Genomic DNA, 21,704 nt, shown 5'->3' on the forward strand with positions numbered 1-21,704 from the left:
GAGGAAATTCTAGTAGCAAAAAGAAAAGGGGAATTACATTACATGAAGCGGCGATCCATGATCCATGTTCTGCTGTTATGCGCCTTGCTCCTGTTCAGTCTGGGAAGCGCAGCTGCCTATGCGCAGCCACAAGAAGAGAAGCCCAGGGAGCGGCAGCTCGAAAATGCCATGCTGCAGCAGTTATATCCGGTTATCCGATCCTCGCTCCAGGAGATATATAGCGAGGCGTATCCCTCGTTTGGCTGCGAGCGGATTATATCGATCAACGAGCGGGTAACGATGGCAGAGGATAGCCAGCATGCCAGTCCGGTGGATGCGATGCACGGGGCCACCTATTTTGAGATTACAGTTGGCTTATGTAAGGGGAGTGGGGAGAAGATCGAGCTGCGCCTCAAGAATGATACGCCTACGGCGCAATATTATGTGGACGTGTTTCATGTGAGATAACGCTACTCTTGTTCAGCGTATCTGAGAAAAAATGAGTTAAACCATTTTATGCGGTTTGGGGTGCTTCATCCTGTAGTAGAATTAGTCATGATTTGCGATGCTGCTCATTATCCGTTTCATGAAGGAGTGAATGAACCATGGCGCATGCGCATGACGTTCTATTGAATCAGCTGTTAGCCAATGCGAATGATCCCAGCTGGCACGTTCCTTTCCAGCAATCCGTTGAGCATATAACGGAGGATGAAGCGTTCTGGACCCCTGCCAATGACAGCCACAGCATTGCTGAGATCGTGCAGCATCTGCTTTATTGGAATGAAACCTGGCAAACCAGATACCGGGAATCACGAATGAGTGCGGTGTCTTCTATTGGAGACAATCAACATAGCTTTATCATTCCCGACAATGCGACCTTTGCAGAGCTAAGAGACCGACTGTTAGCCGTGCTATTGCAGTGGCAGGAACTGCTGACAGAGGCGAAGCTCGAGCAGGAGGTGGACGGTTTTCCCGTACCGGCCAAGTGGTGGGAGATCATAAGCAATGCGGCTGCGCATAATGCCTATCATATCGGTCAGATCGTGTACATTCGAAAGCTGCAGAAGAGCTGCAAGGCGCTGGAATGGTAAGTTTCGTTAAGAAGTAAGGTTCCCCCGCTCTGGATCCCGTCTAGGCTCTTTGCTGCTTGATCCCCGGGCCAGCTTCCCTGCTCTAACGAGCAAATGCATGGAGGGGCCCGGATTACCCTGGACCCAACCATGCATGCACCTCTCTTACAACGCCTCTTTAATTATCCGTTTATAGAACAGCACCGATAACAGCCCGAATATGGAATACAGTGCCGTATACAGCAGCATAACCATAACCATGGGCAGCCACAGCTCGGTTCCGAAGAAGAACCAGCCGGATTTAACGGCGAAGTAACTATGGAACAGGCCAACGATCAGCGGAATGCCGAAGTTGAACAGCTGCTTCATCTGAATGCCCTTCAGCAGGTTGCCCTGAGTGAAGCCGAGTTTTCTCAGAATGGTATAGTTCGCTTTCTCTTCTTCCCCTTCATCCATTTGTTTGAAGTACAGGATGCAGCCGGAGGTGATCAGGAAGGTGAGTCCAAGGAATCCCACGATGAACATCATCAGGCCCATGTTGCTCTTCTGGTTCATTATCAGCTCACTCTGGGACAGGTTCCCGGTAGACTCACTAATGCCGAGATCCTTGAAGATCTGATTGGCTTGATCGATGGCGATCGGGTCGACAAGGTCGATACCGTAGTAGACATTCGTTTCCTTCTGGATCTTCGGATCCAGATCCTGGGCCAGCTTGTCAAAGACGGTGTGGTCCACAATCGCTGCCGGCAGACCTCCGCTGGCAAAATAATAGGATACATAGGAGTCCTTCTCCAAGCCTATCAACTGCTGTTTTATTTGCTGGTTAGGGCTTGTCAGCTCAATATCCCCCGTGGCCTGAATCGACATAAACTGTTGAATTGCATCGCTGGATCCCGTGAACAGCGTCTCCTCAGGAGAAACATCGATTCCTTCCACACTCTCGTCGCTGATGACCGGTATGACCATTGGTTGCTGTTCTCCTGGACCTGATACGACCTCCAAGTTGGCCCCAATCACCTGAGAAAGGTCAGCATTCACTTGAATAACGTCACGTTTGGTCTGCTTGAACTCTATATTCTCGTCGGTCAGCGCTTGGATATAAGCAGCCAGATCGTTGGAATTTGCTACCGTAAAATGATTGGGTACGCTCTGCCGTGCTGATTTCTCCGCGGAGTAGTAAGAGATGTAGCTGAGGGACAACAGTCCGATCGCTAACGCGGATACGGTCGTTATGATCGTTAACAGCAGTGCGTTGGATTTCATGCGGAACATGATGGAGGAGAGCGACAGCACTTCATTCACGGATAAGTAACCGCCCTTGCTCTTCCGGATCGCGTTGAAAATAAAACTGACGGATCCTTTATAGAATAAATAGGTTCCGATAATGACCGATCCCAGGATCAGGATCATCGCCATGAACAGCTCGTTCATGGAGGTGAAATCCCCGCTGAACAGCTTGGTTGACACATAATAACCGAGAAGAATAAGTCCGATTCCGAGCAAGCCGAATAACATTTCGAGGAAGGACATCTTCTTGATCTGATTCTCCGTTGTAGATACCGCACGGAACAGGGACAGAATGCTCTGCCGCTGGATGAACGTATAATTCATGATCATGATCAGCACATAGATGACGGCAAACACAATGACGGTTTGGATCAGCGCTTCGGTGGAGAAGGACAAGGCGGCTTCAGCGTCAACACCGATAACCTTGAACAGAATCATCAGAATCAAGCGGGAAGCCGCAAATCCGGCAAAGATGCCAATCACCATGGAACCGAAATACAGAATCAGGTTCTCCGCGCTCAAGATTCGGAATATCTTGCCTTTGGTTAAGCCGATGAGCTGAAACAACCCGATTTCCTTGCTTCGCCGTTTAATGAAAATCGTGTTGGCATACAGCAGGAAAATCGCAACGATGGCCACAAGCAGCACCGAGGCGGCTCCCAGAGCTGCAGCCCCCTTCACAGATCCCTTGGCCTCATCCGTGGCCGGATCATATTGCAGCGTCACAAAGGCGAAATACAGACCCACGCTGAAGATGAGGGCAAAGACATACAGATAATAATTTTTAATATTCTTCTTCAGATTCCGGTAGATCAGATAATTAATGTTCATTCTGAACACCGCCTAGCACGCCCTGAGTCTTGATGATGTCATTGAAGAAGGCCTGCCGGGACTGCTCGCCCTTGTTCAGCTGGGTATAAATCTGTCCGTCCTTAATGAAGACAACCCGGCTGCAATAGCTGGCGGCCACAGGATCATGAGTAACCATGATGATGGTGGAGTCGATCTTCAGATTCAGTTCGCTTAATTTGTTCAACAGATCGGAAGCGGACTTCGAGTCCAGCGCTCCGGTCGGCTCATCTGCAAAAATAATGCTGGGATCGTGAATGAATGCGCGGGCCGCTGAAGTCCGCTGCTTCTGTCCACCGGATATCTGATTCGGATATTTGTCCTTGAGTTCGTATATGCCAAGCTCGGTTGCTATTTTTTGAAACCTCTGGTTCGCATCTTTTTTGGATACCTTCTTGATGGATAGCGGCAGTAGAACATTTTCTTTGACAGTCAGCGTGTCCAGCAGGTTGTACTCCTGAAAAATAAAGCCCAGATGGTGCTTCCGGAATTCGGCCAGTTCCTTCTCTTTCATGCCAGTAAACTCTTTGCCTTCGATTTTTATGCTGCCAAGGCTCACTTTATCGATGGAAGAGAGCACGTTCAGCAGCGTGGTTTTCCCTGAGCCTGATGCGCCCATGATGCTGACGAACTCGCCTTTATCCACACGGATATCGATGCCCTTCAGCACCTCCTGTTTATTGAATTTATTGCCGAAACTCTTATGGATTTGGTTTGCTTCCAGAATTGCCAAGTTCCTCACTCCTTTGTTTACTGTCCTTATCATAAAGGAGCGGCAAGGGCCTTTTCCTTCGATTCGCCGAACAAAGTGCAAAAGCATGTGACATTGTTGTCACATGCCGATAATCCTCACAACATCGTTCTTCTTCGGAAAAATTAAAGTGAAGGTTGTGCCTTTGCCTGGCTTCGATTCCACCTGAATGCGGATCAATAGGGCATTGGCTGCCTTCTGTGTCAGATACAGCCCCATGCCGGTTGCCGCACGGTCCTGATGTAAGGTCGTGGACGTGAAACCTTTGTCAAAAATACGAGGCATGTCCTTCGGATCGATGCCGCGTCCGGAATCCCGAATGATGAGTCTAACATGGTCATCCACGAGCTCACTCTGCAAGGCAATATCCGATGCAGAGCTGTATTTAACGGCATTGGTCAGCAGTTGACGGATAATGAAGCCCAGCCATTTCGTATCGCTCAGCACCTCCGTTACCTGCAGGGAGACGTCAAAACCGATGCCTTTTTGCATGCACCAGGATTTGAGCGCCCGTATCTCCTGGAAGATGATCGGCTCAAGCGCGGACACCTCAATATGGAGATCGTTCTGGATAAAGGGGATGCGCTTTTGGTGCAGCTGCTGGTCCAGCAGCAGGTGGATGCGGAGCCATTCGTACTGTAGCTGTCCTTTTAACGTCTCATCCTCCATGCGCTCGATCATCAGCTGCATGGTGGTAAGGGGCGTTTTCACTTCGTGGATCCAGGACAGTAGCTCATCCTTCTCCTCTTCCATCTCCATCAGGCGGATGGAGGATTCCCTCTTAAAGCGCTCGGCCTGGAGGGAGAGCATGTCCATGGCAATTGCTTCAAAGGGATGCTCCGGCTCGGTGATGGCGGCTAAGTCGAAGGTGTCATCCCATGCCCGAAGGCTTTTGTAGAATTTTGTCTCCCGGTTGTATCTGACAATCAGAAACACCATGAAGAGCATAGATGACAGAAACACAATATAGAGAATGGGCAGGAACGGGATTTGGGAATCCACAGCGGCAACAAACAGAAGCAGCAGCTGCAGGAACAGAAATAACAGAATCCAGCTTAGCCGTTCCCGAATATAGGCAAGGATCATGCATGAGCCTCTTCTGTCGCGATATATCCTTGTCCCACCTTGGTTTCGATGTAAGGATCAAGGCCAAGGGGCTCCAGCTTCTTACGCAGTCGATTCACATTCACCGTTAACGTGTTATCACTGACAAAATGCTCATGGTCCCATAAACTCTTGATCAGCTCCTCCCGGCTGACGATCTGATTCTTCCTCTCCATGAGGATCTTTAGAATATACATTTCATTCTTCGTCAGTTCGACCGTGCCTTGAGGGCTGCTAATGGTATTCTTGCCGAACTCGACGGTTGCTCCGCGCCAGGCTCTCAGCTCTGTTCGTTCGGTGCTGTAGTTGTAAACCCGGCGCAGGGTGGCCTGGATTTTGGCAATCAATACATCAAAGTGGAACGGCTTCTGAATGAAATCATCCGCTCCCAGCTGCATGGACATCACCATGTCGGTAGGATGATCCCGTGAAGACAGGAAGATAATCGGGACGTTCGAATGGGATCGAATCATCCGGCACCAGTGAAATCCGTCGAATTTGGGCAGCTGGATATCGATAATGACAAGATCCGGCTGTACGTCTGTGAATTCCTGGAGTACACTGCTGAAATCCTTGATGCCATATACGTCATAAGACCATTGCGAGAGCCGTTCCTGCACTTCATGGAACAGGGTCGCGTCGTCTTCGATAAGCATAATTTTGAACAAAAGATTCACCACGCTTTATAAGGTTGTCCAAAAAAAGCCGGGGTGCCCGGAAACTTCCCGTTGCTGTAGAGGGGCCTTTTAGTTTTGGACTTTATGTAATCGGCACTTCATTCCCAGTGTATAGCAAAAAGGGAGCAAGTGCCATCCGGTGGATGAACATAAGCGCATGCGTAGATGACGAGGCTGAATTACCTATTTACAAACATTTCCTATCTCCCGATAATAGATATGAGCCTATGACCTGGGAGGGGACAATATGAATATGCATAAGAAGTTTAAATGGTTGACCGTACTCGTTGCAGCTATGCTTGTCATTATGACAGGGTGTCAGTCCGTGGGAGGTTTGGATATCAACAAGGCGATGCTTACAAGTCTTGATGTTAAATCCAGTGAATCCAGTGCAAGCATTCGATTCGAGGCGGTGCCTGCCGACCGGGCCCTGTCGTCTGAAGATAAAGAAGCGATTGAACTTATTAATTCGTTATCATTGAATGTGGATCGTGCCATCGTCCAGGATGCCAACACCGTGTCCATTCAGGGCAGTGTGCATTATTTGGACAAGAAGATTCCGCTTCACTTGTCCATGGATCCCAAAGGAATGGCGATTCAACTGGAAGGCGCCAAGCAGCCGTTCTATCTCTCAATGGATACAACGGTTCCCGGAATGCCTGACACCAGCCAATACGAGCAGGCGATTCAAGACGTAGTGAAGAAGGCGGCCGGGCTTGTACTGAAGCATTTTCCGAATCCGACAAAAATTGCTGTGAAATCTGCCCAGGAGAAGGTGAATGGGGAGAGCTTGAACCTGACGCATCTCCATATGGAGCTGACCGGGGAAGAGATATTGACGATGTTCAAGCCTTTTGCAGAGAGTCTCATGAAGGACGAAGCAGGCTTAAAGCAGTTGATTGGTGATGCTTATGATGCCATTTATCCGATGATGGTTAGCATCGGTGAGGCTTACGGGGAAGATGTGGAGCTCTTGCCGCAGGAATCCAAGGAAGAGGTTGTGGCTTCGCTCTACGAAATCGTTCATGGCAGCTTGGCCGAATTGACGGAGAATTACGATGAACAGAAGGAACAGCTGTTGGAGGAGTTCCCAGGAGGCGATACCGTCTTCGGTAAGGATACGGTTCTCAAGCTGGACTATTACTTTGACGAGCAGCTTAACACACGCAAGAACGCTGTGGAACTGACTGTCGCACTTCCGGCTTCCGAAGACATGCCCTTGAAATCCTTCAAGGTGTACTCCGAGGGCGAGGTATGGAATATCGGCAGTGCGGTGAAAGCCAATAAAGTGGATACATCCAAGGGCGCTCTGGATGTCCTGAGCGAATCGGTGACACCAGGCCAGGTGCTGCGCAATTTCGAGAAGAATTCAACGATTTATAACGTGCTGAAGGATGATTTGAAGATCACGCACAGATCGCTGTATCTTGATACGAACGAGGATCTCGTATACCCTGTGATCAAGAAGAACAATCAGACCTTTGTTCCACTTCGTTACCTGACCAATCGTCTTGATGCCGAAGTGAAGTGGGCGAAGGGCTCCAAGAACATTACGGTCATCAATGATCTGACAGGCGAGGAAATCAAGCTGACGGTAGGTTCCCAGAAAGCGACTGTAGGCGGTAAAAGCGTGACCCTGCAGGCGGCTCCGTTTGTCCATAGCGACGGATCTACCTACGTTCCGCTTCGATTTATGGCGGAAGCCCTCGGGGCAACGCTTCATCTGGAGGGCGATGGCTGGATTATCATTGAGCGTGATTAAGCGATAACCCATTTCGATAACAGACGGACCTGTCGGTCGGCGAGTTAGAGATGGATACACAGGGAAGTATTGCCGGGGCTGTTTCCCGTCATCTTGGGATGGCGGGAAACAGCCCTTTTTGTCATGGTTGCTGATGTGTTATCAGCGGTTCTTACCGCATAATCGCAGGGCAAGGAAAAGGTATGGATACATCCTATCCTTCCTTCGCCCCATCAACTGTATCGGTACAGTTGGCGTTATTTCTAATCGTAAGGGTGCTCCTCCCGCCGTATGCTAACTTTAGCAGATGCAACACTCCAGGATTGCAATGCATACGAGAAAATAAAGGAGATCATGATTATGAATACACCGCATACAGGCCGGGCCTATGCCGCAGCGTTAGGATATACCGTCATTATAGGTTTTTCGTTCATGTTTGTGAAAATGGCACTGATCGTATCCAACCCGCTGGACACGTTAGCGCACCGGTTCACCCTCTCTTTCATTGCCGCCGCACTGGCATTGCTCATCGCCCGCAGAAGAGTTCCGCTCCATCTGAAGCGACTGCTGGTTATTGTGCCCTTGGCGATATTCTACCCGTTTCTGTTCTTTACACTGCAAACCTTCGGTTTGGTCTACACGAGCTCAGCTGAAGCGGGAATTATCCATGCTACCGTTCCGATCTTTACGATGCTGCTGGCATCATTATTTTTGAAGGAACGCTCAGGATGGGCACAGAAGCTGTTTACCGTATTGTCGGTAACAGGGATTATTTCGATTTTCGTGCTGAAGGGCGTTTCCTTTGAAGCCTCCAGCATGCTCGGTATCGTGCTTATTCTGTTGTCGGCACTGTCTAATGCCATTTATAGCGTGATGGCCCGCAAGTTAACCCAGAAGCAGCCGGTGCTGGATATTACGTTCATCATGACGCTAATCGGATTCGTGCTGTTTAACCTGATGTCGGTTGTTCAGCATGCGGCCCAAGGAACGCTCATGCAGTATTTTGACCCGTTTGCTCATCCTTCCTTTGTATGGGCGGTCCTGTATCTTGGTGTCCTGTCTTCCCTGGGTACGTCGCTTCTGTCGAATTATGCCTTATCCCAGCTGGAAGCGTCGCGGATGAGCATCTTCAACAATTTGGCAACTGTAATCACCATCTTTGGAGGTGTCTTCTTCTTGAACGAACAGTTGGCCTATTATCATTTCATTGGCGCAGGACTCGTTATTATCGGGGTGATTGGTGCCAGTTTCGCTGGAAGATCCAAGCGGGCTGCACCAACGGGATTGACCCCGGGTGAATCCAAATCCACTTAACTTAACACCAGTGTGTAGAATAAGTGTAGAGAAATTGTCGAGATCCGCCTTGTATGATTACATGCTGAACCATCTGTTTCCCATTAGCAGGTAGTCATAGCATTCATTTTTAGAACAGATGAAATCATACAAAGAGGTGGATCTATACGATGTGGAAGAAAGGAAGCATTCTGGTACTGGCACTCCTGCTGCTGTTTCAGGGGATGTTCGGTACGGGTGCAGGGTTTTATGATTCGGGTCGTGCATGGGCTGCACCAGCTGATCCGGTTGTGTCGGTGGATCCCTTGGATCCGGGCAACGGGAATGGACCTGCGGATTCGGTAACGGATGCGGTATATCAAGATCCGGGCCAGACGCAAGGGGCGAACGCAGGCGCAGGACAGAGCATTCTGACGAAGGTTACGATGAAGGACAAGAACGGTACGGTCATTGATTCGGTATACAATCCGGATCTGGGAGAGCGTATTGAGCTTGGCTCGGACGTGAGCTTGTCGTATGAATGGGAGCTGCCGAATGGGCATGATTACGTCGACGGCTCGACCTTTGAATTCGACATTCCGGGCGCCTTCAAAATTTATAACAGCTTTAACGGGAGTCTCCTTGCCGATGGCGGCGATGTGGGGACGTTCTCTGTATCGACGAGCGGCCATGTGGTGATGACCTTTAATGATCAGGTTAACAACTCCGAGGTACGGGGGACGCTGGAATTCCTCACCGAGATTAGCAAGGAGACCGTTAAGGGCAGCACGGAAGTACGAATCCCATTCCCGATCCGGGACGGAGAGCAAGTGGCTATCCTGTATATCAAACCGGCAAAAGGCTCCCATCTGGACAAGAAGGGACAAGCCAATCAAGCGTCGAGCATCCTTTGGAGGATCGATGCGAACACCATCCTGCATCCGATTGACTTAGCGGTCATACAGGATCAGATTCCAGCAGGGTTAACCCTGGATGAGAGCTCTGTGAAGGTATACAAGCTGGACGTCAATATTGATGGAAGCACGGTACGCGGAGCGGAGGTGACGGCAGGGTTCAGCCTGAATACGGGGCCTTCTGCATTCACGATTGCTTTTGACCAGAAGATCACATCGGCTTATCGCGTGGAATATACGACGGCAGTAGGCAAGGGCGATGAGACGAGTTTCACGAATAACGCTGCATTATCGGGGAGCGGAATGCCGGAACAAACGGTGAACGCCACGGTGACAATCGATCGCGGAGAGCTGTTGACAAAGAAGGTTGCCAGCTATGACAAGGGCACCCGGACGATCGGCTGGAGTATCGAATACAATTTCCGTGAAAAAGAGATTTCCCGGCAGGATGCCGTTCTGGCAGACCGCTTCAACGGGACTCAGGAGCTGGAATCCGGCTCATTTAAGGTAAGACATGCCGGAACCGGAGGCGCGGAGCTGGTTGAGGGAACCGATTATATCCTGACACCTGTACAGAATGATAATGGGAAGAACGGATTTGATCTGTCCTTCCAAAGTGATATCGATTCCGGCTATATCATCACCTATAGGACCAAAACCGATGATCGCATCTATACCGATGAGACTGTGGCAAATACGGTTAAGGCCAATGGCGTAACGAAGACGGCTAGCCAGAAGCATGAGGCTGTTATCCTCAAGAAGTACAATAGAGCGGTGGATTACAACGCCAAAACGACAACATGGGAAATCAGCCTCAATGAAGACCAGTTCGATATGGACTCGGTGGTACTGACCGATACGTTCCCGAATGGCGGGTTAGAGCTGGTTGCCGGTACGCTGAAGGTGCTCCACGCAGATGGAAGTGCGGTTGATCCCTCCTGGTATACGGCGAAGGAAGACGAGCCTAAGAAAGGCTTCACGGTTACCTTCCATCAGACGTTCAACGAGACTTTGAAGGTGACGTACACCACGACTTTTAACAACGATTGGAAAATCGATAAGACCAAGTCCGAGTTCCGTAACCGGGCTCATCTGGCTTGGCTTGAAGGTACCCAGAACAAGACGATAACAAAGGACGCTGTGCTGAGCCCCGATAATTTAACGAAGACGAACGGGGACAAGAGCGGTGCATACAATCCGCGAACCAAGGAGATCTCCTGGACCATCCGGGCAAATTATAATAAAAAAGAAGTGGCACAAGCCGTCTTCACCGATAAGCTGCTGCAGAATCAGAAGTTTGTTCCAGGGTCGCTTCTCGTATATGAAATGAAACTGACGGGCGCTGCTAACGGGACAACTCGGGGAGATCTCGTAGACCCGATCCTGTATGATGCGGTGCTTCCGGATGAAGCTAATGGCAACGAGCTGCGGGTAGCGTTCAAGAACGCTATCAACAGCCCTTATCAGATTATGTTCAAAACCACGTTAGACGGAGAGGTCATCGCAAGCGAAGTGTCGAATACAGGCATTTTTCTTGATGGCACAAGCAAGCTGGCGGAGTGGACGGCCAAGGTGAGCATTCCGCAAGGTGGCGAATATGTATTCAAGAACGGCGTGCAGAACGGTGAGAAGCTGAAGTGGACCGTCTATGTCAACCGCGGTCAATCTTATGTGGAAGAAGCCACGATTATGGATGAGCCCACAAGCAATCTCATCCTGGTGGAAGATTCGTTCCACGTCTACGCAACCACTGTTGCCGCGAATGGTGCGGTTTCCAAGGCAGCCGAGTTAGTGCGTGACCAGGACTACACGCTGGAATTCATCTATGGAGCGACCGAATACTTCGTGCTTCGCTTCAAGAACCCGATTGATAAGGCTTATATTGTGGAGTATGAAACACTGATTGATGCGGCAGACAGAGAAAAGGTGGGCAATAGCGTCTCCTTTGAGGGGCTTGGTATTACAACCGGTATCCGTGAGACTACACAGGAGATCGAAGTACGCATGTCTTCAGGCTCCGGCACCGGCTCCGGGGTCCGCGGCAGTCTGGAGGTCCTGAAAGTCGATAAGGATGCTGCTGCTCTTGCCCTGGAAGGAGCCGTCTTCGTTCTTCGAGACCAAGAGGGCAAGCGACCAGCCGTGACACTGACAACCGATGCGGACGGCAAGGCGTTGTTTACAAAATTGCTGTATGGCCAATATGTTCTGGAAGAGACGGCTGCTCCGCAAGGGTATGTGATCGATCAGGCGACGACTACGGTTACGATCGATTCAAGCATTAAACAGACAGGCAACATCAAGCGAATCACCATCACGAACAGCAAAAAAAGCGTTCCACCCGGCCCTGATCCGGGCACTCCTGGTCCCGATCCGGGCAACCCCGGCCCTGATCCGGGCACTCCTGGTCCCGATCCGGGCAACCCCGGCCCTGATCCAGGCACCCCTGGTCCTGATCCAGGCACCCCTAGCCCTGATCCAGGTAACCCTGGTCCTGATCCAGGCACCCCTGGCCCTGATCCAGGTAACCCTGGTCCCGATCCGGGCAGCCCTGGCCCTGATCCGGGCACCCCTGGTCCTGATCCAGGCACCCCTGGCCCTGATCCGGGCAGCCCTGGCCCTGATCCGGGCAGCCCTGGCCCATCACCGGGAGGTCATTCCGATAACGGGACGCCGACCGTCCCCGGGGAGATTGTATCGCCCGGTGATCACGATGGGGTGGACAAGCCAGCCCATCCGGTTGACCCGGCAGTTCCGGGCGAAGTTGATCCAGAACCGATTCCTGTAGAGGAACCGGAAGAGGGCGCTTTGGTTAGCAATGAGATATCCAAGCCGGAAGATAAGCCGGCTCCACCGACGGAGCATGATGCGAATAGCGCCGATCCGGTTGATGAAACCAAACCGGACAGCGGGGCCGCCATGCTTCCGAAAACAGGAGAGAGCAATCCGCATCCACTCCAATTCGGAGGGCTTGCACTTATGCTCGCAGGTTTCTTCTTGAGTCGTCTGCGCAATAAGCGTCAATAATGGATGAAATCCCCTTCTCCTGCTGGTGCATGGAGAGGGGGATTTTGAATGTTAATTCATCCATAGGGAAGGACGGATAGAATGAGAAAACTCTCAATTGCTCTTATCGTGGTTGGGCTTCTCGTGTTCTTATATCCAATCCTTCGCGATTGGAATGGGGACCGCCAGCAGAAGGAATTGCTGAGGGAAGCCGCGCGATTAGAGGTCGAAGCTGAGCAGCGTTCTGTACAAGATTCCGCTGCTTATCAGTACATGGAATTGTCTCGCATCCTGGACGAGGGAGAGATGGCTGCTTCCGGACAAGAGGAGCCTGCTGATTATGAAGCCGGATCGCCCATCGGCATTATTCGAATTGATAAGCTGGATCTGGAGCTGCCCATTCTTGAAGGGGCAACCCAGTCTAACATGAAAAATGCAGCGGCTCGCGTTACGGGTACGGCGAAGCTCGGCCACACCGGGAATGCAGCCATTGCTGCCCATCGCGCCCATAAGACCGGGCGGCTATTTAATCGGTTGAATGAGCTCACATACGGTGATGAGATCATTGTTATGACAGCAGGACGCGAGTTGGTTTATCGCGTGGATCAGATCTCGATTGTGGAACCAACGGATGTGTCCGTATTGGAAGGCAACCCTGATGAACAGAGGCTTACGCTGATTACTTGCGACCCTCTTTACGAGGCGACGCATCGTCTTATCGTCCAGGCTGAACGGGTATCAGGCTAGCAGATTGATTGTCGCAGATCTGCAAGAAGTGCTGCGGTATATGAAGTGAGATGAGACCCTAAGGGGCTTCCGGGAAATCTGTATGATTTTGGGGAAGTCCCTTTCCGTTTGTTTTTGGGCGATTGAACCCAGTGCTGCTCTTCTTGAGATTATGCCTCTATATTAGCAGGAAAATAGTTTGTAATATTAGGTGACACCTAATAAAATAAGGTGTGAACTAATATTGTGTGTGGAATGGAGGGGGACCCTTTGCTCGAATGGATGCTACGAAACGTTATGGCAAAGAGAGGGATATGGTCGGGAGCTGCGTTAGCGAGGCTGATGAAAGAGAAGGCCGATTACAGTCTTTCAGCGGCTTCCATTAGTGCATTGCTGACGAGCCAGCCCAGGCAGATGAAGGCAGAGACGTTAGATGCCCTGTGCACAACCTTAGAGTGTACTCCAGGGGACTTATGGGTGCATACACCTCCTTCTAAAACAAAGGGGGCATAAATGGATGACAGTAAAAGCTATAGTGCCATTCGGCGATCCCATTCTGCGAAAAGTCGCGCGGCCTGTTGATCCCGTGAATGCGAGGGCATTAAAGATACTCGATGATATGGCGGAAACGTTGTATGACAGCGCTGGCCGTGCCGGCCTTGCCGCACCACAAATCGGTATTTTGCGAAGACTTATTGTTATGGACTGCGGTGAAGGGTTGATTGAACTTATTAATCCTGAAATTGTGGAGATGAACGGTGAGCAGGTGGGCCCGGAAGCTTGTCTATCTTATCCAGGATATTACGGGTATGTGCAAAGAGCCCATCACGTTAAGGTGAAGACCCTGAATCGGCAAGGAGAGACGATCATCCTGGAAGGTGAGGATTACCTGGCGAGGTGCATACAGCATGAGATCGACCATCTTAATGGACTGCTTTTTGTGGACCATGTTCGGGATGGATGGCTGTACCATGAGGAGACTCATCGGCGCGTTGAGTTGTTCCCTGTTATTGGGCTATCCAATACAGGTACGTAGCGCAATCATGAAGGCTGCCTAATGATGGTCGACAGCGATCCAAGCATGTCCCCGACTACTCATGTTTGCACAATGTGTACAAAAAAACGGTCGGAGCCTCTCCGACCGTTTTTGCGATGTGTTGTTTTACGATCCTTTTTTTGATATCGACAAATTTTCGAATTCTTGAAGGGATTGACGAACCAGGAATATCATGATATTATTATCTTAAATTAAAGATATATTAAATCGAAGTAATAATTCAAGATAGTCGTGCAAACAATTTATGATATGAGATGGAGGAATTTAAACATGAATGGATTAAAAGGAATTCACCACGTAACAGCGATTACAAGCAGTGCTGAGAAGAACTATGAGTTCTTCACTTATGTTCTGGGGATGCGTTTGGTGAAGAAGACGGTCAATCAGGATGATATTCGGACGTACCATTTGTTCTTCGCCGATGATAAGGGGAGTGCGGGAACGGATATGACCTTCTTTGATTTCCCGGGTATTCCAAAAGGAAGACATGGCACAGACGAGATTTACAAAACCTCATTTCGGGTTCCTAATGATGCGGCATTGGAATATTGGGTTCAGCGTTTTGACCGGATGGATGTGAAGCACCAAGGCATTCAAGAGCTGTTTGGCAAGAAAACACTTGCTTTTGTTGATTTTGATGATCAGCAGTATCAACTCATCTCCGATGAGAACAATGCAGGCGTGGCTTCGGGAACGCCATGGCAGAATGGACCGATCCCGCTGGAACATGCCATTACCGGACTTGGCCCGGTCTTTGTGCGGGTCTCCAGCTTTGATCCCTTCAAGGAAGTGATGGAGAACGTGCTGCAGTTTACGGAAATTGCCAAGGAAGGCTCGTTTCATCTGTTTGAGGTTGGTGAAGGCGGCAATGGCGCTCAGGTGGTGGTTGAGTATAATGCGGTTCTTCCAAGAGCGCAGCAGGGCTTCGGAACCGTTCATCACGCTGCCTTCCGGGTAGAGGACCGATCGGTGCTGGAGCACTGGATCAAGCGTCTGGACGACTTCCAGTTCCATACATCCGGCTTCGTGGACCGCTTCTTCTTCCAGTCCCTGTATGCACGGGTGGCCCCGCAGATTCTGTTTGAATTCGCAACCGACGGTCCGGGCTTCATGGGGGATGAGCCGTATGAAACGCTGGGCGAGAAATTGTCCCTGCCTCCATTCCTGGAATCGAAGCGCGAGCAGATTGAGGGTATGGTTCGTCAGATTGACACGGTGCGCAGCACGAAGGAATTCGTGAAGGAATAAATATCGTGAGTCCAAGAAGCAATCCGGCTTGTTTATAACAAGCGGCGGATTGCTTTTTTTTATGTAACGACTATATTCATGCCATCACATTCAACCTGAGTGGAAGATCCACGATATGATGTACAGCCAGCCACCGCCGGGCTGTTGTCTCACGATCTCCCTGTAGATGACAATTCACTGCAACAAGCCAATTTACCGATTAAGTACATCAATTCTGGTTTAAATACAAATACTGTATAGGAATCCATAACGAATTGGCTGAGGTGGAGCGTGTGAAAGGAAGTTTGTTTAAAAACGTTGTATTTTCGATATCGGCCGTAATCATTGCGGTTTTGGCTGTCCTGGGGGCAATTAGACCGGGGGCATTCGGGGAAGTAGCAGGGTATCTTTTTAGATTCACAACCAATAGTTTCGGTTGGTTCTATTTGCTCTCGATATTCATCATCATCGTCTTTCTGATTTGGGTTGCGGCAAGCAAATATGGCACGATTCGTTTAGGCGGAGACAAGGAAAAGCCGGATTATCCGTTCTTTACCTGGATCGGCATGCTGTTCTCCGCCGGTTTCGGGGTGGGGCTGGTATTCTGGGGTGTTGCCGAACCGATGAGCCATTTCTTTAATACACCCTTTGCAGGCGTGGAAGCAGAGGGCGTTGAGGCCGCGCGTGTGGCTATGGGCTATTCCTTTTTTCATTGGGGAATCAGTCAGTGGTCCGTCTTCGCCTTGGTTGGTCTTGTCATCGCTTTTCTCCAATTTCGCAAGCAGAAGGACGGGCTGGTCTCTACGGCACTTGAACCTGTCACCGGCACCAAACGGGGCGTGAAGAATACGATTGATATTCTGGCTGTTATCGCTACAGTCATGGGGATAGCTACCTCTATTGGACTGGGCGTGCTGCAAATGAGCGGCGGCTTAAACTCCATTATGGGAATAAACAATGGGGTCGGTCTGCAATTGATCGTGCTGGGGATTATTTTTGTAGCGTATATGATCTCTTCGACTACGGGACTGGACAAGGGCATTAAGTATTTAAGCAATCTGAACCTTGCGATGGCACTTGTCCTTTTATTGTTTGTATTTATTACCGGACCCTCTGTATTCATACTTGAAACGTTTACGCTGGCAATCGGGGATTATGTTTCGAATTTTGTGTCGTACAGCCTGAGGCTCCAACCTTATGCGGAAGGGACATGGGTACGGGAATGGACGATTTTTTACTGGGCGTGGGCCATTGCCTGGTCGCCATATGTGGGAGCCTTCGTAGCCAGAGTTTCCAAGGGAAGAACCGTTCGGGAATTCATTGTGGGTGTGATGGTCGTGCCGCCCGTCATTGCCTGTCTCTGGATTGCTGTCTTCGGCGGGACGGCAATTTGGTTTGATCTGCACGAGAATACAGGGATTGCGGCGGCCGTCAATGCGGATGTCACCTCCGCTTTATTCCAGCTGTTTAACCAGTTGCCCTTCTCGTCTGTGATGAATGTGCTCGCGATTATCTTGATTCTGACCTTTCTGGTGACTTCGGCGGATTCAGCGACCTATATCTTATCCAGCATGACGACTTACGGCAGCCTGAACCCTCCTCAAATTGCAAAAATCGTGTGGGGCACACTCATGGCAGCAATCGCCGGCGTGCTGCTCTACGCCGGTGGATTGGAAGCCTTGCAGACGGCTTCACTGATCGCAGCACTGCCATTCACCGTGCTGCTGCTGCTTCTCATTATTGCGATCGTGAAGCTGCTGCGCCGTGAACCGCTTCCGATTCGGAAGGCCGATCTCAAACGGTTCCGTCATCTGGAGGAGGCTGCGAACAAGGGTAAGAAGTGAGAGGAAAACGTCGTAAGAAGCGGGAACAGATACTTTACGGTTTACCATAAGGGGCACTCATGCAGTGTTCCCTTTTTATTTTGTTGCTGAAGATATAGGCTCTGCATGGACCACAACGGTCGTACTGCAAAAAAAGCCTTTATTACACCCGGGGGGAGCGTAATAAAGGCTTTGGGAAAACCAGCAGGAAAACCTGTTATTTTTTCTTGAGCAGCAAATATACAAAATACGGCGCACCGATGATGGCAACCATGATCCCGGCGGCGATGCCGTCAGGATCTACGATATTGCGCCCGATCGTGTCTGCAAGCAGCAGCAGCCAGCCGCCAATCAATACAGCAATCGGAATGTAGAGCTGATTCCGCGGACCTACGAGCGCTTTGGCGATATGCGGGCCCATGAGTCCAATGAACGTAATGCCGCCCGTCACAGACACGGCAGATGCTGCAAGAGCTACAGCTGCCAGAAGCAGCACAATGCGTTCCTTCTCGATGGACACGCCCACCCCGATGCCTACGGGGTCGCTTAATCCCAGCAAGTTCATTCGCTGCGCTTTGTACAGCGTGAAGGGAACCAGGATAATCAGCCATGGCAGAAGCGCAGCAATGAAGGGCCAATCGGTACCCCATATACCACCCGCTAACCATTTGGCTATAAAATCGACCTTGGTTCGTTCAGCGGATGAAGTGAGTACAATCATGACACCTGAAAGCGCCATGGAGAACCCGACGCCGGTAAGCACCAGTTTAACGGGCTGCAGGCCTTGGCCTTTTCGGAATGAGAACAGGTAGATACACACCGCGGTCAGCACGGCACCGATAAATGCGGCAAGCGGCAGCATGTATATAAAGGAACCCGCCTCAATCGGGAAGAACAAGAAGAATACGGCTACCCCTACCCCGGCGCCGGAGTTAATTCCGATAATGCCGGGATCAGCGAGGTCGTTGCGGGTAATGTTCTGCAGAATAGCACCGGAGAGCGCAAGTGCCATTCCTGCCAGCAGCGTGATGATCATGCGCGGCAGACGAACATCAAAGATAATGAACTTTTCTTTGAAGCTGCCCTGGCCGAACAGGGTCGGCAGAATCCGGTCATAGCTGACGGACGAATAACCCAGACCAAGCCCGATCAGGATGGTCAGCAGTGTCAGCACGAACAGGGCAATAAATGTTATGCGCTGCTTTCTTACTAAGGATGGATGAATCATGTTAGTCCACGCCCTCCTTTATGCACAATGAACAGGAAGAAGGGCAATCCCATAATGGCAATCAGGGCAGCAACCGGCGTCTCATAAGGAGCATGCAGCGTCCGGCCGACCGTGTCAGCAAACAGCATGAAGATGGCTCCAACCGTTGCCGACATCGGAATCACGTGGCGGTAATCGGTTCCAACGATACCGCGGACGATATGAGGAATCATGAGGCCGAGGAAGGCCAGATTCCCTACCAATGCTACGGACGTTCCTGCCAAGAGGACAATCACCACAAACAGAATGAGTTTGATGGCTGCGATATTTTGCCCCAAGCCGACAGCGACTTCTTCGCTCAAGCTGAGGATGGTCAGCTGTCTGGATAATACGATGGCGATGACAATGCCTATTAGAATAAACGGAAATATCGTCTGAAGCTGACCCCATGACGTGCCGATTACGCCGCCAGCCGTCCACATGGATATGTCTTTGGATATTTTAAAATAAATACCGATGCCTTCTGCGATGGCGTACAAAAATGCCGAGACAGCTGAACCGGCCAACACCATCTGCAGGGGAGAGAAGCCGCCTCTTCGCATGGCTCCGATTCCGAAGACCATGACAGCCCCAACCGCCGATCCAATGAAGCAGGCCACCATAATGCCGAAATAATTGGCGGTAGGAATGAAGGCCAGCGTAAAAGCCAGAGCCGCATTGGCTCCGCTGGTAAGGCCTAACAGACCGGGGTCAGCCAGCGGATTGCGCGTGATTCCCTGCATGATGGCGCCGGAGACCGCAAGCGAGGCTCCCACCAGAATGGCAGCAACCTCACGGGGCAGGCGAATTTCCCGAAGGATGGATAATTTCTCGCCTTGCATTGAGGTGGTAAGGGCAAACCACACATCCTTGATGGTGGTTTCAGCCGCACCGAACACCATCGCAATGACAAACATGCCAATGAATACGATGATGCCTGCGATCAATTTAAGAGAAAAAGGAATAGACCGTTTTGTTGGCATGAGAATCATCTTTTCATTTTAAAGTTTGAATAACTCGTAGTTAGTCTGGCTCAGGGCAGATTCATATGTTAGTTGCCCAGAAAATGTTCAATAAAGAAATCCAGTTGGTAGTCGAGCGTAGTAGCATCGTTAAAATAGAACCGTGTCGCATCAGCTTCGAATACGTGGCCATTCTTCACAGCCGGTATTTGTTTGTATGTTTCGGTTTCCTGGAAAGAGCTATCCGCCCCAGGGGTTTTACTGAAGATCACGTAGTCGCCGGCAAACTCCGGCAGTACTTCGGCGGACAGCGCATAGTAGCCGTCTTTCAATGCCATTTCTTTTACCTTTTCAGGCATTTTCAGTTTCATTTCCCCGTAGAGAATTTCGGTACCGCGGCCCCAGTTATCGCCGAATACATAAATTTGCTTTTCAAAATTCTCGATGACGGATACCGTGGCATCCTCACCGATTTTGGCACGGATATCCTCACCGGCTTTTTGGGCGCGTTGTTTGAAATCGTCGATCCAGGCTTGCGCCTCTTTCTCCTTGTTAACCAGCTTTCCGATCTCCAGATGCTGGGTCAGATAATCCACTTTGTTGTAGGTATAGGTAACGGTTGGCGCAATCTCCTTGAGTTTGTCGACGTTCTTGATATTGGAGAGACCGATGATCAGGTCGGGATCAAGCTCAATGATTTTCTCCAGACTTTCGTCGCTGACTTCCATAGCATCCTTGATTTTATCCGCAAATGCCGGATTGTTTTTAGACCAGGAATCAACCCCGACAAGATTGACGTTCAGCGCAATCAGGTTGCCTGTGAACGCGGATAACACAATGACACGCTGCGGATTGGCCGGCACCTCGATGGGTCCGTTCTCGGACTCATATGTAATGGTTCCCGCTGCAGTTTCCGTTTGCTCCGCTTTAGGTGTTTCGGTAGTTCCTGCATTGCTGCTGCTTGTCTCTGCCGGCTTGCTGTTGCAAGCGCTAAGAATGAACAGCAGTGCGATAAACGGGATGAGTAGCTTCTTCATAGTTGTCGTTTTGCTCCGTTTTGAGTACATTCTCTTTTTCCCCTTTTAATAGATTGTATGTGATGCATATAGGTTTCGCGGTGCGGGGATCGCGGCCGATCTCTGCATCGATATGGAATACTTTCTTTAATACATCGTGGGAGATAACCTCTTCCGGATCTCCGGCTTGAATGATGTCTCCGTCTTTCATCGCAATGATGTAATCAGCGAATCTTGCAGCCTGGTTGAGATCATGCAGAACCATGACAATGGTACGCTGCTGCTCGATATTCAGCTTCTCCAGAAGCTCCAGGATTTCAAGCTGATGCGCCATATCCAGATAAGTGGTCGGCTCGTCGAGGAAAATCATCTCGGTCTCCTGCGCAAGTGCCATCGCAATCCATACCCGCTGGCGCTGCCCACCGGATAGAGCATCCACCGAGCGATATTTATATTCCTGGGTTCCCGTAACCTCCAGAGCCCAGTCAATGACTTCCATATCCTGCTTGGACAAGCGGCCAAAACCGCGCTGATGTGGATAGCGGCCATAAGATACCAGCTCGCCAACGGTCAGTCCACCTGGCCCTTCGGGTGTCTGAGGCAGAATCGCGAGTTTCTTCGCCAGCAGCTTTGTATTCATTTTGGCGATTTCTTCTCCATCGAGAATGGCAGCTCCGGCTTGATAGGGAATAATGCGGGTAACGGCTTTCAAAAGAGTAGACTTGCCGCAGCCGTTAGGACCAATAATAGTTGTGATTCTTTTATCAGGAATATCTACATTAAGACGATTCAATATCAGATTCTCGCCGTAGCCGACGCTTATTCGATCTGTACTTAGGCGAATCATCATGTCACCTCCAGAATAGTTAGCAATCAAACGATAATGATTCTCAATTTCATCCATAAATATAATGTGGAGGCGCGCCGTTGTCAATAAATATCTTAATGGAAATTTCAAATAATATTCATGTTTCTTCATAATAATAACAACATGTAGGTT

18 protein-coding genes are annotated in these 21,704 nt (G+C 50.2%); 10 read left to right on the forward strand and 8 right to left on the reverse strand.

Annotated elements, in window-relative coordinates; all coding sequences use genetic code 11:
* Positions 1-42: 42 nt before the first annotated feature.
* Both M2277_RS21605 and M2277_RS21610 read left to right on the forward strand, forming a co-directional pair.
* Positions 43-447 (forward strand): hypothetical protein, encoded by a 405-nt coding sequence (locus tag M2277_RS21605; protein WP_006207182.1) that lies wholly within the window; start codon positions 43-45, stop codon positions 445-447.
* A 137-nt stretch (positions 448-584) separates the two neighbouring features.
* A complete protein-coding gene (locus tag M2277_RS21610) occupies positions 585-1,070 on the forward strand; it encodes a DinB family protein (RefSeq protein ID WP_006207181.1) in 486 nt (161 codons plus the stop codon).
* 144 nt (positions 1,071-1,214) lie between these two features.
* Here the strand turns inward: M2277_RS21610 and M2277_RS21615 are convergent, their stop codons facing one another.
* The 4 genes from M2277_RS21615 to M2277_RS21630 form a co-directional block, all read right to left on the reverse strand.
* A complete protein-coding gene (locus M2277_RS21615) occupies positions 1,215-3,167 on the reverse strand; it encodes an FtsX-like permease family protein (protein WP_036640332.1) in 1,953 nt (650 codons plus the stop codon).
* Positions 3,157-3,918, reverse strand: coding sequence for an ABC transporter ATP-binding protein (locus M2277_RS21620; protein WP_006207179.1), 762 nt, complete (start codon positions 3,916-3,918; stop codon positions 3,157-3,159). Before M2277_RS21620 ends, M2277_RS21615 begins: the two co-directional genes overlap by 11 nt.
* 99 nt (positions 3,919-4,017) lie before the next feature.
* On the reverse strand, positions 4,018-5,022 hold the full coding sequence (locus M2277_RS21625; RefSeq protein ID WP_063478138.1) for a sensor histidine kinase: 1,005 nt from the start codon (positions 5,020-5,022) through the stop codon (positions 4,018-4,020).
* Positions 5,019-5,708, reverse strand: coding sequence for a response regulator transcription factor (locus M2277_RS21630; protein ID WP_006207177.1), 690 nt, complete (start codon positions 5,706-5,708; stop codon positions 5,019-5,021). Before M2277_RS21630 ends, M2277_RS21625 begins: the two co-directional genes overlap by 4 nt.
* Before the next feature lie 256 nt (positions 5,709-5,964).
* On the opposite strand from M2277_RS21630, the gene M2277_RS21635 reads away from it, so the two are divergent.
* From M2277_RS21635 to M2277_RS21670, 8 genes are all read left to right on the forward strand, one after another.
* Positions 5,965-7,479, forward strand: coding sequence for a copper amine oxidase N-terminal domain-containing protein (locus tag M2277_RS21635; RefSeq protein WP_148248584.1), 1,515 nt, complete (start codon positions 5,965-5,967; stop codon positions 7,477-7,479).
* A 339-nt stretch (positions 7,480-7,818) separates the two neighbouring features.
* On the forward strand, positions 7,819-8,772 hold the full coding sequence (locus M2277_RS21640) for a DMT family transporter (protein WP_063478136.1): 954 nt from the start codon (positions 7,819-7,821) through the stop codon (positions 8,770-8,772).
* 149 nt (positions 8,773-8,921) lie between these two features.
* Positions 8,922-12,668, forward strand: coding sequence for an LPXTG cell wall anchor domain-containing protein (locus M2277_RS21645; protein WP_280755493.1), 3,747 nt, complete (start codon positions 8,922-8,924; stop codon positions 12,666-12,668).
* A gap of 81 nt (positions 12,669-12,749) precedes the next feature.
* Complete coding sequence (locus tag M2277_RS21650) at positions 12,750-13,394, forward strand: class D sortase (protein WP_036640320.1); 645 nt, start codon at positions 12,750-12,752, stop codon at positions 13,392-13,394.
* A gap of 249 nt (positions 13,395-13,643) precedes the next feature.
* Entirely contained in the window at positions 13,644-13,886 is a 243-nt protein-coding gene (locus M2277_RS21655; RefSeq protein ID WP_036640318.1) for a helix-turn-helix domain-containing protein, read from the forward strand.
* A 4-nt stretch (positions 13,887-13,890) separates the two neighbouring features.
* Positions 13,891-14,409, forward strand: a complete 519-nt coding sequence (gene def, locus M2277_RS21660) for a peptide deformylase (RefSeq protein ID WP_036640316.1) — start codon at positions 13,891-13,893, stop codon at positions 14,407-14,409.
* 291 nt (positions 14,410-14,700) lie between these two features.
* Entirely contained in the window at positions 14,701-15,678 is a 978-nt protein-coding gene (locus M2277_RS21665) for a ring-cleaving dioxygenase (RefSeq protein WP_063478133.1), read from the forward strand.
* Between the two features lie 272 nt (positions 15,679-15,950).
* Complete coding sequence (locus tag M2277_RS21670) at positions 15,951-17,501, forward strand: BCCT family transporter (protein ID WP_040680066.1); 1,551 nt, start codon at positions 15,951-15,953, stop codon at positions 17,499-17,501.
* A 196-nt stretch (positions 17,502-17,697) separates the two neighbouring features.
* On the opposite strand, the gene M2277_RS21675 is transcribed toward M2277_RS21670, so the two are convergent.
* From M2277_RS21675 to M2277_RS21690, 4 genes are all read right to left on the reverse strand, one after another.
* Positions 17,698-18,708: a FecCD family ABC transporter permease gene (locus M2277_RS21675; protein WP_006207166.1), complete on the reverse strand. Its 1,011-nt coding sequence runs from the start codon at positions 18,706-18,708 to the stop codon at positions 17,698-17,700.
* The gene (locus M2277_RS21680) at positions 18,705-19,709 is read right to left on the reverse strand and encodes a FecCD family ABC transporter permease (protein WP_063478131.1); all 1,005 of its coding nucleotides are present in this window, start codon (positions 19,707-19,709) and stop codon (positions 18,705-18,707) included. Before M2277_RS21680 ends, M2277_RS21675 begins: the two co-directional genes overlap by 4 nt.
* Before the next feature lie 68 nt (positions 19,710-19,777).
* On the reverse strand, positions 19,778-20,725 hold the full coding sequence (locus M2277_RS21685; RefSeq protein WP_006207162.1) for an iron-hydroxamate ABC transporter substrate-binding protein: 948 nt from the start codon (positions 20,723-20,725) through the stop codon (positions 19,778-19,780).
* Positions 20,679-21,551 carry an ABC transporter ATP-binding protein gene (locus tag M2277_RS21690; RefSeq protein WP_036640309.1) on the reverse strand — a complete coding sequence of 291 codons (873 nt, stop codon included), beginning with the start codon at positions 21,549-21,551 and terminating at the stop codon, positions 20,679-20,681. The genes M2277_RS21685 and M2277_RS21690 overlap by 47 nt, the downstream gene beginning before the upstream one ends.
* Positions 21,552-21,704 lie beyond the last annotated feature (153 nt).

The sequence above is a fragment of the Paenibacillus sp. LBL genome, from assembly GCF_029893715.1.
Lineage (GTDB): Bacteria > Bacillota > Bacilli > Paenibacillales > Paenibacillaceae > Paenibacillus_AQ > Paenibacillus_AQ glucanolyticus.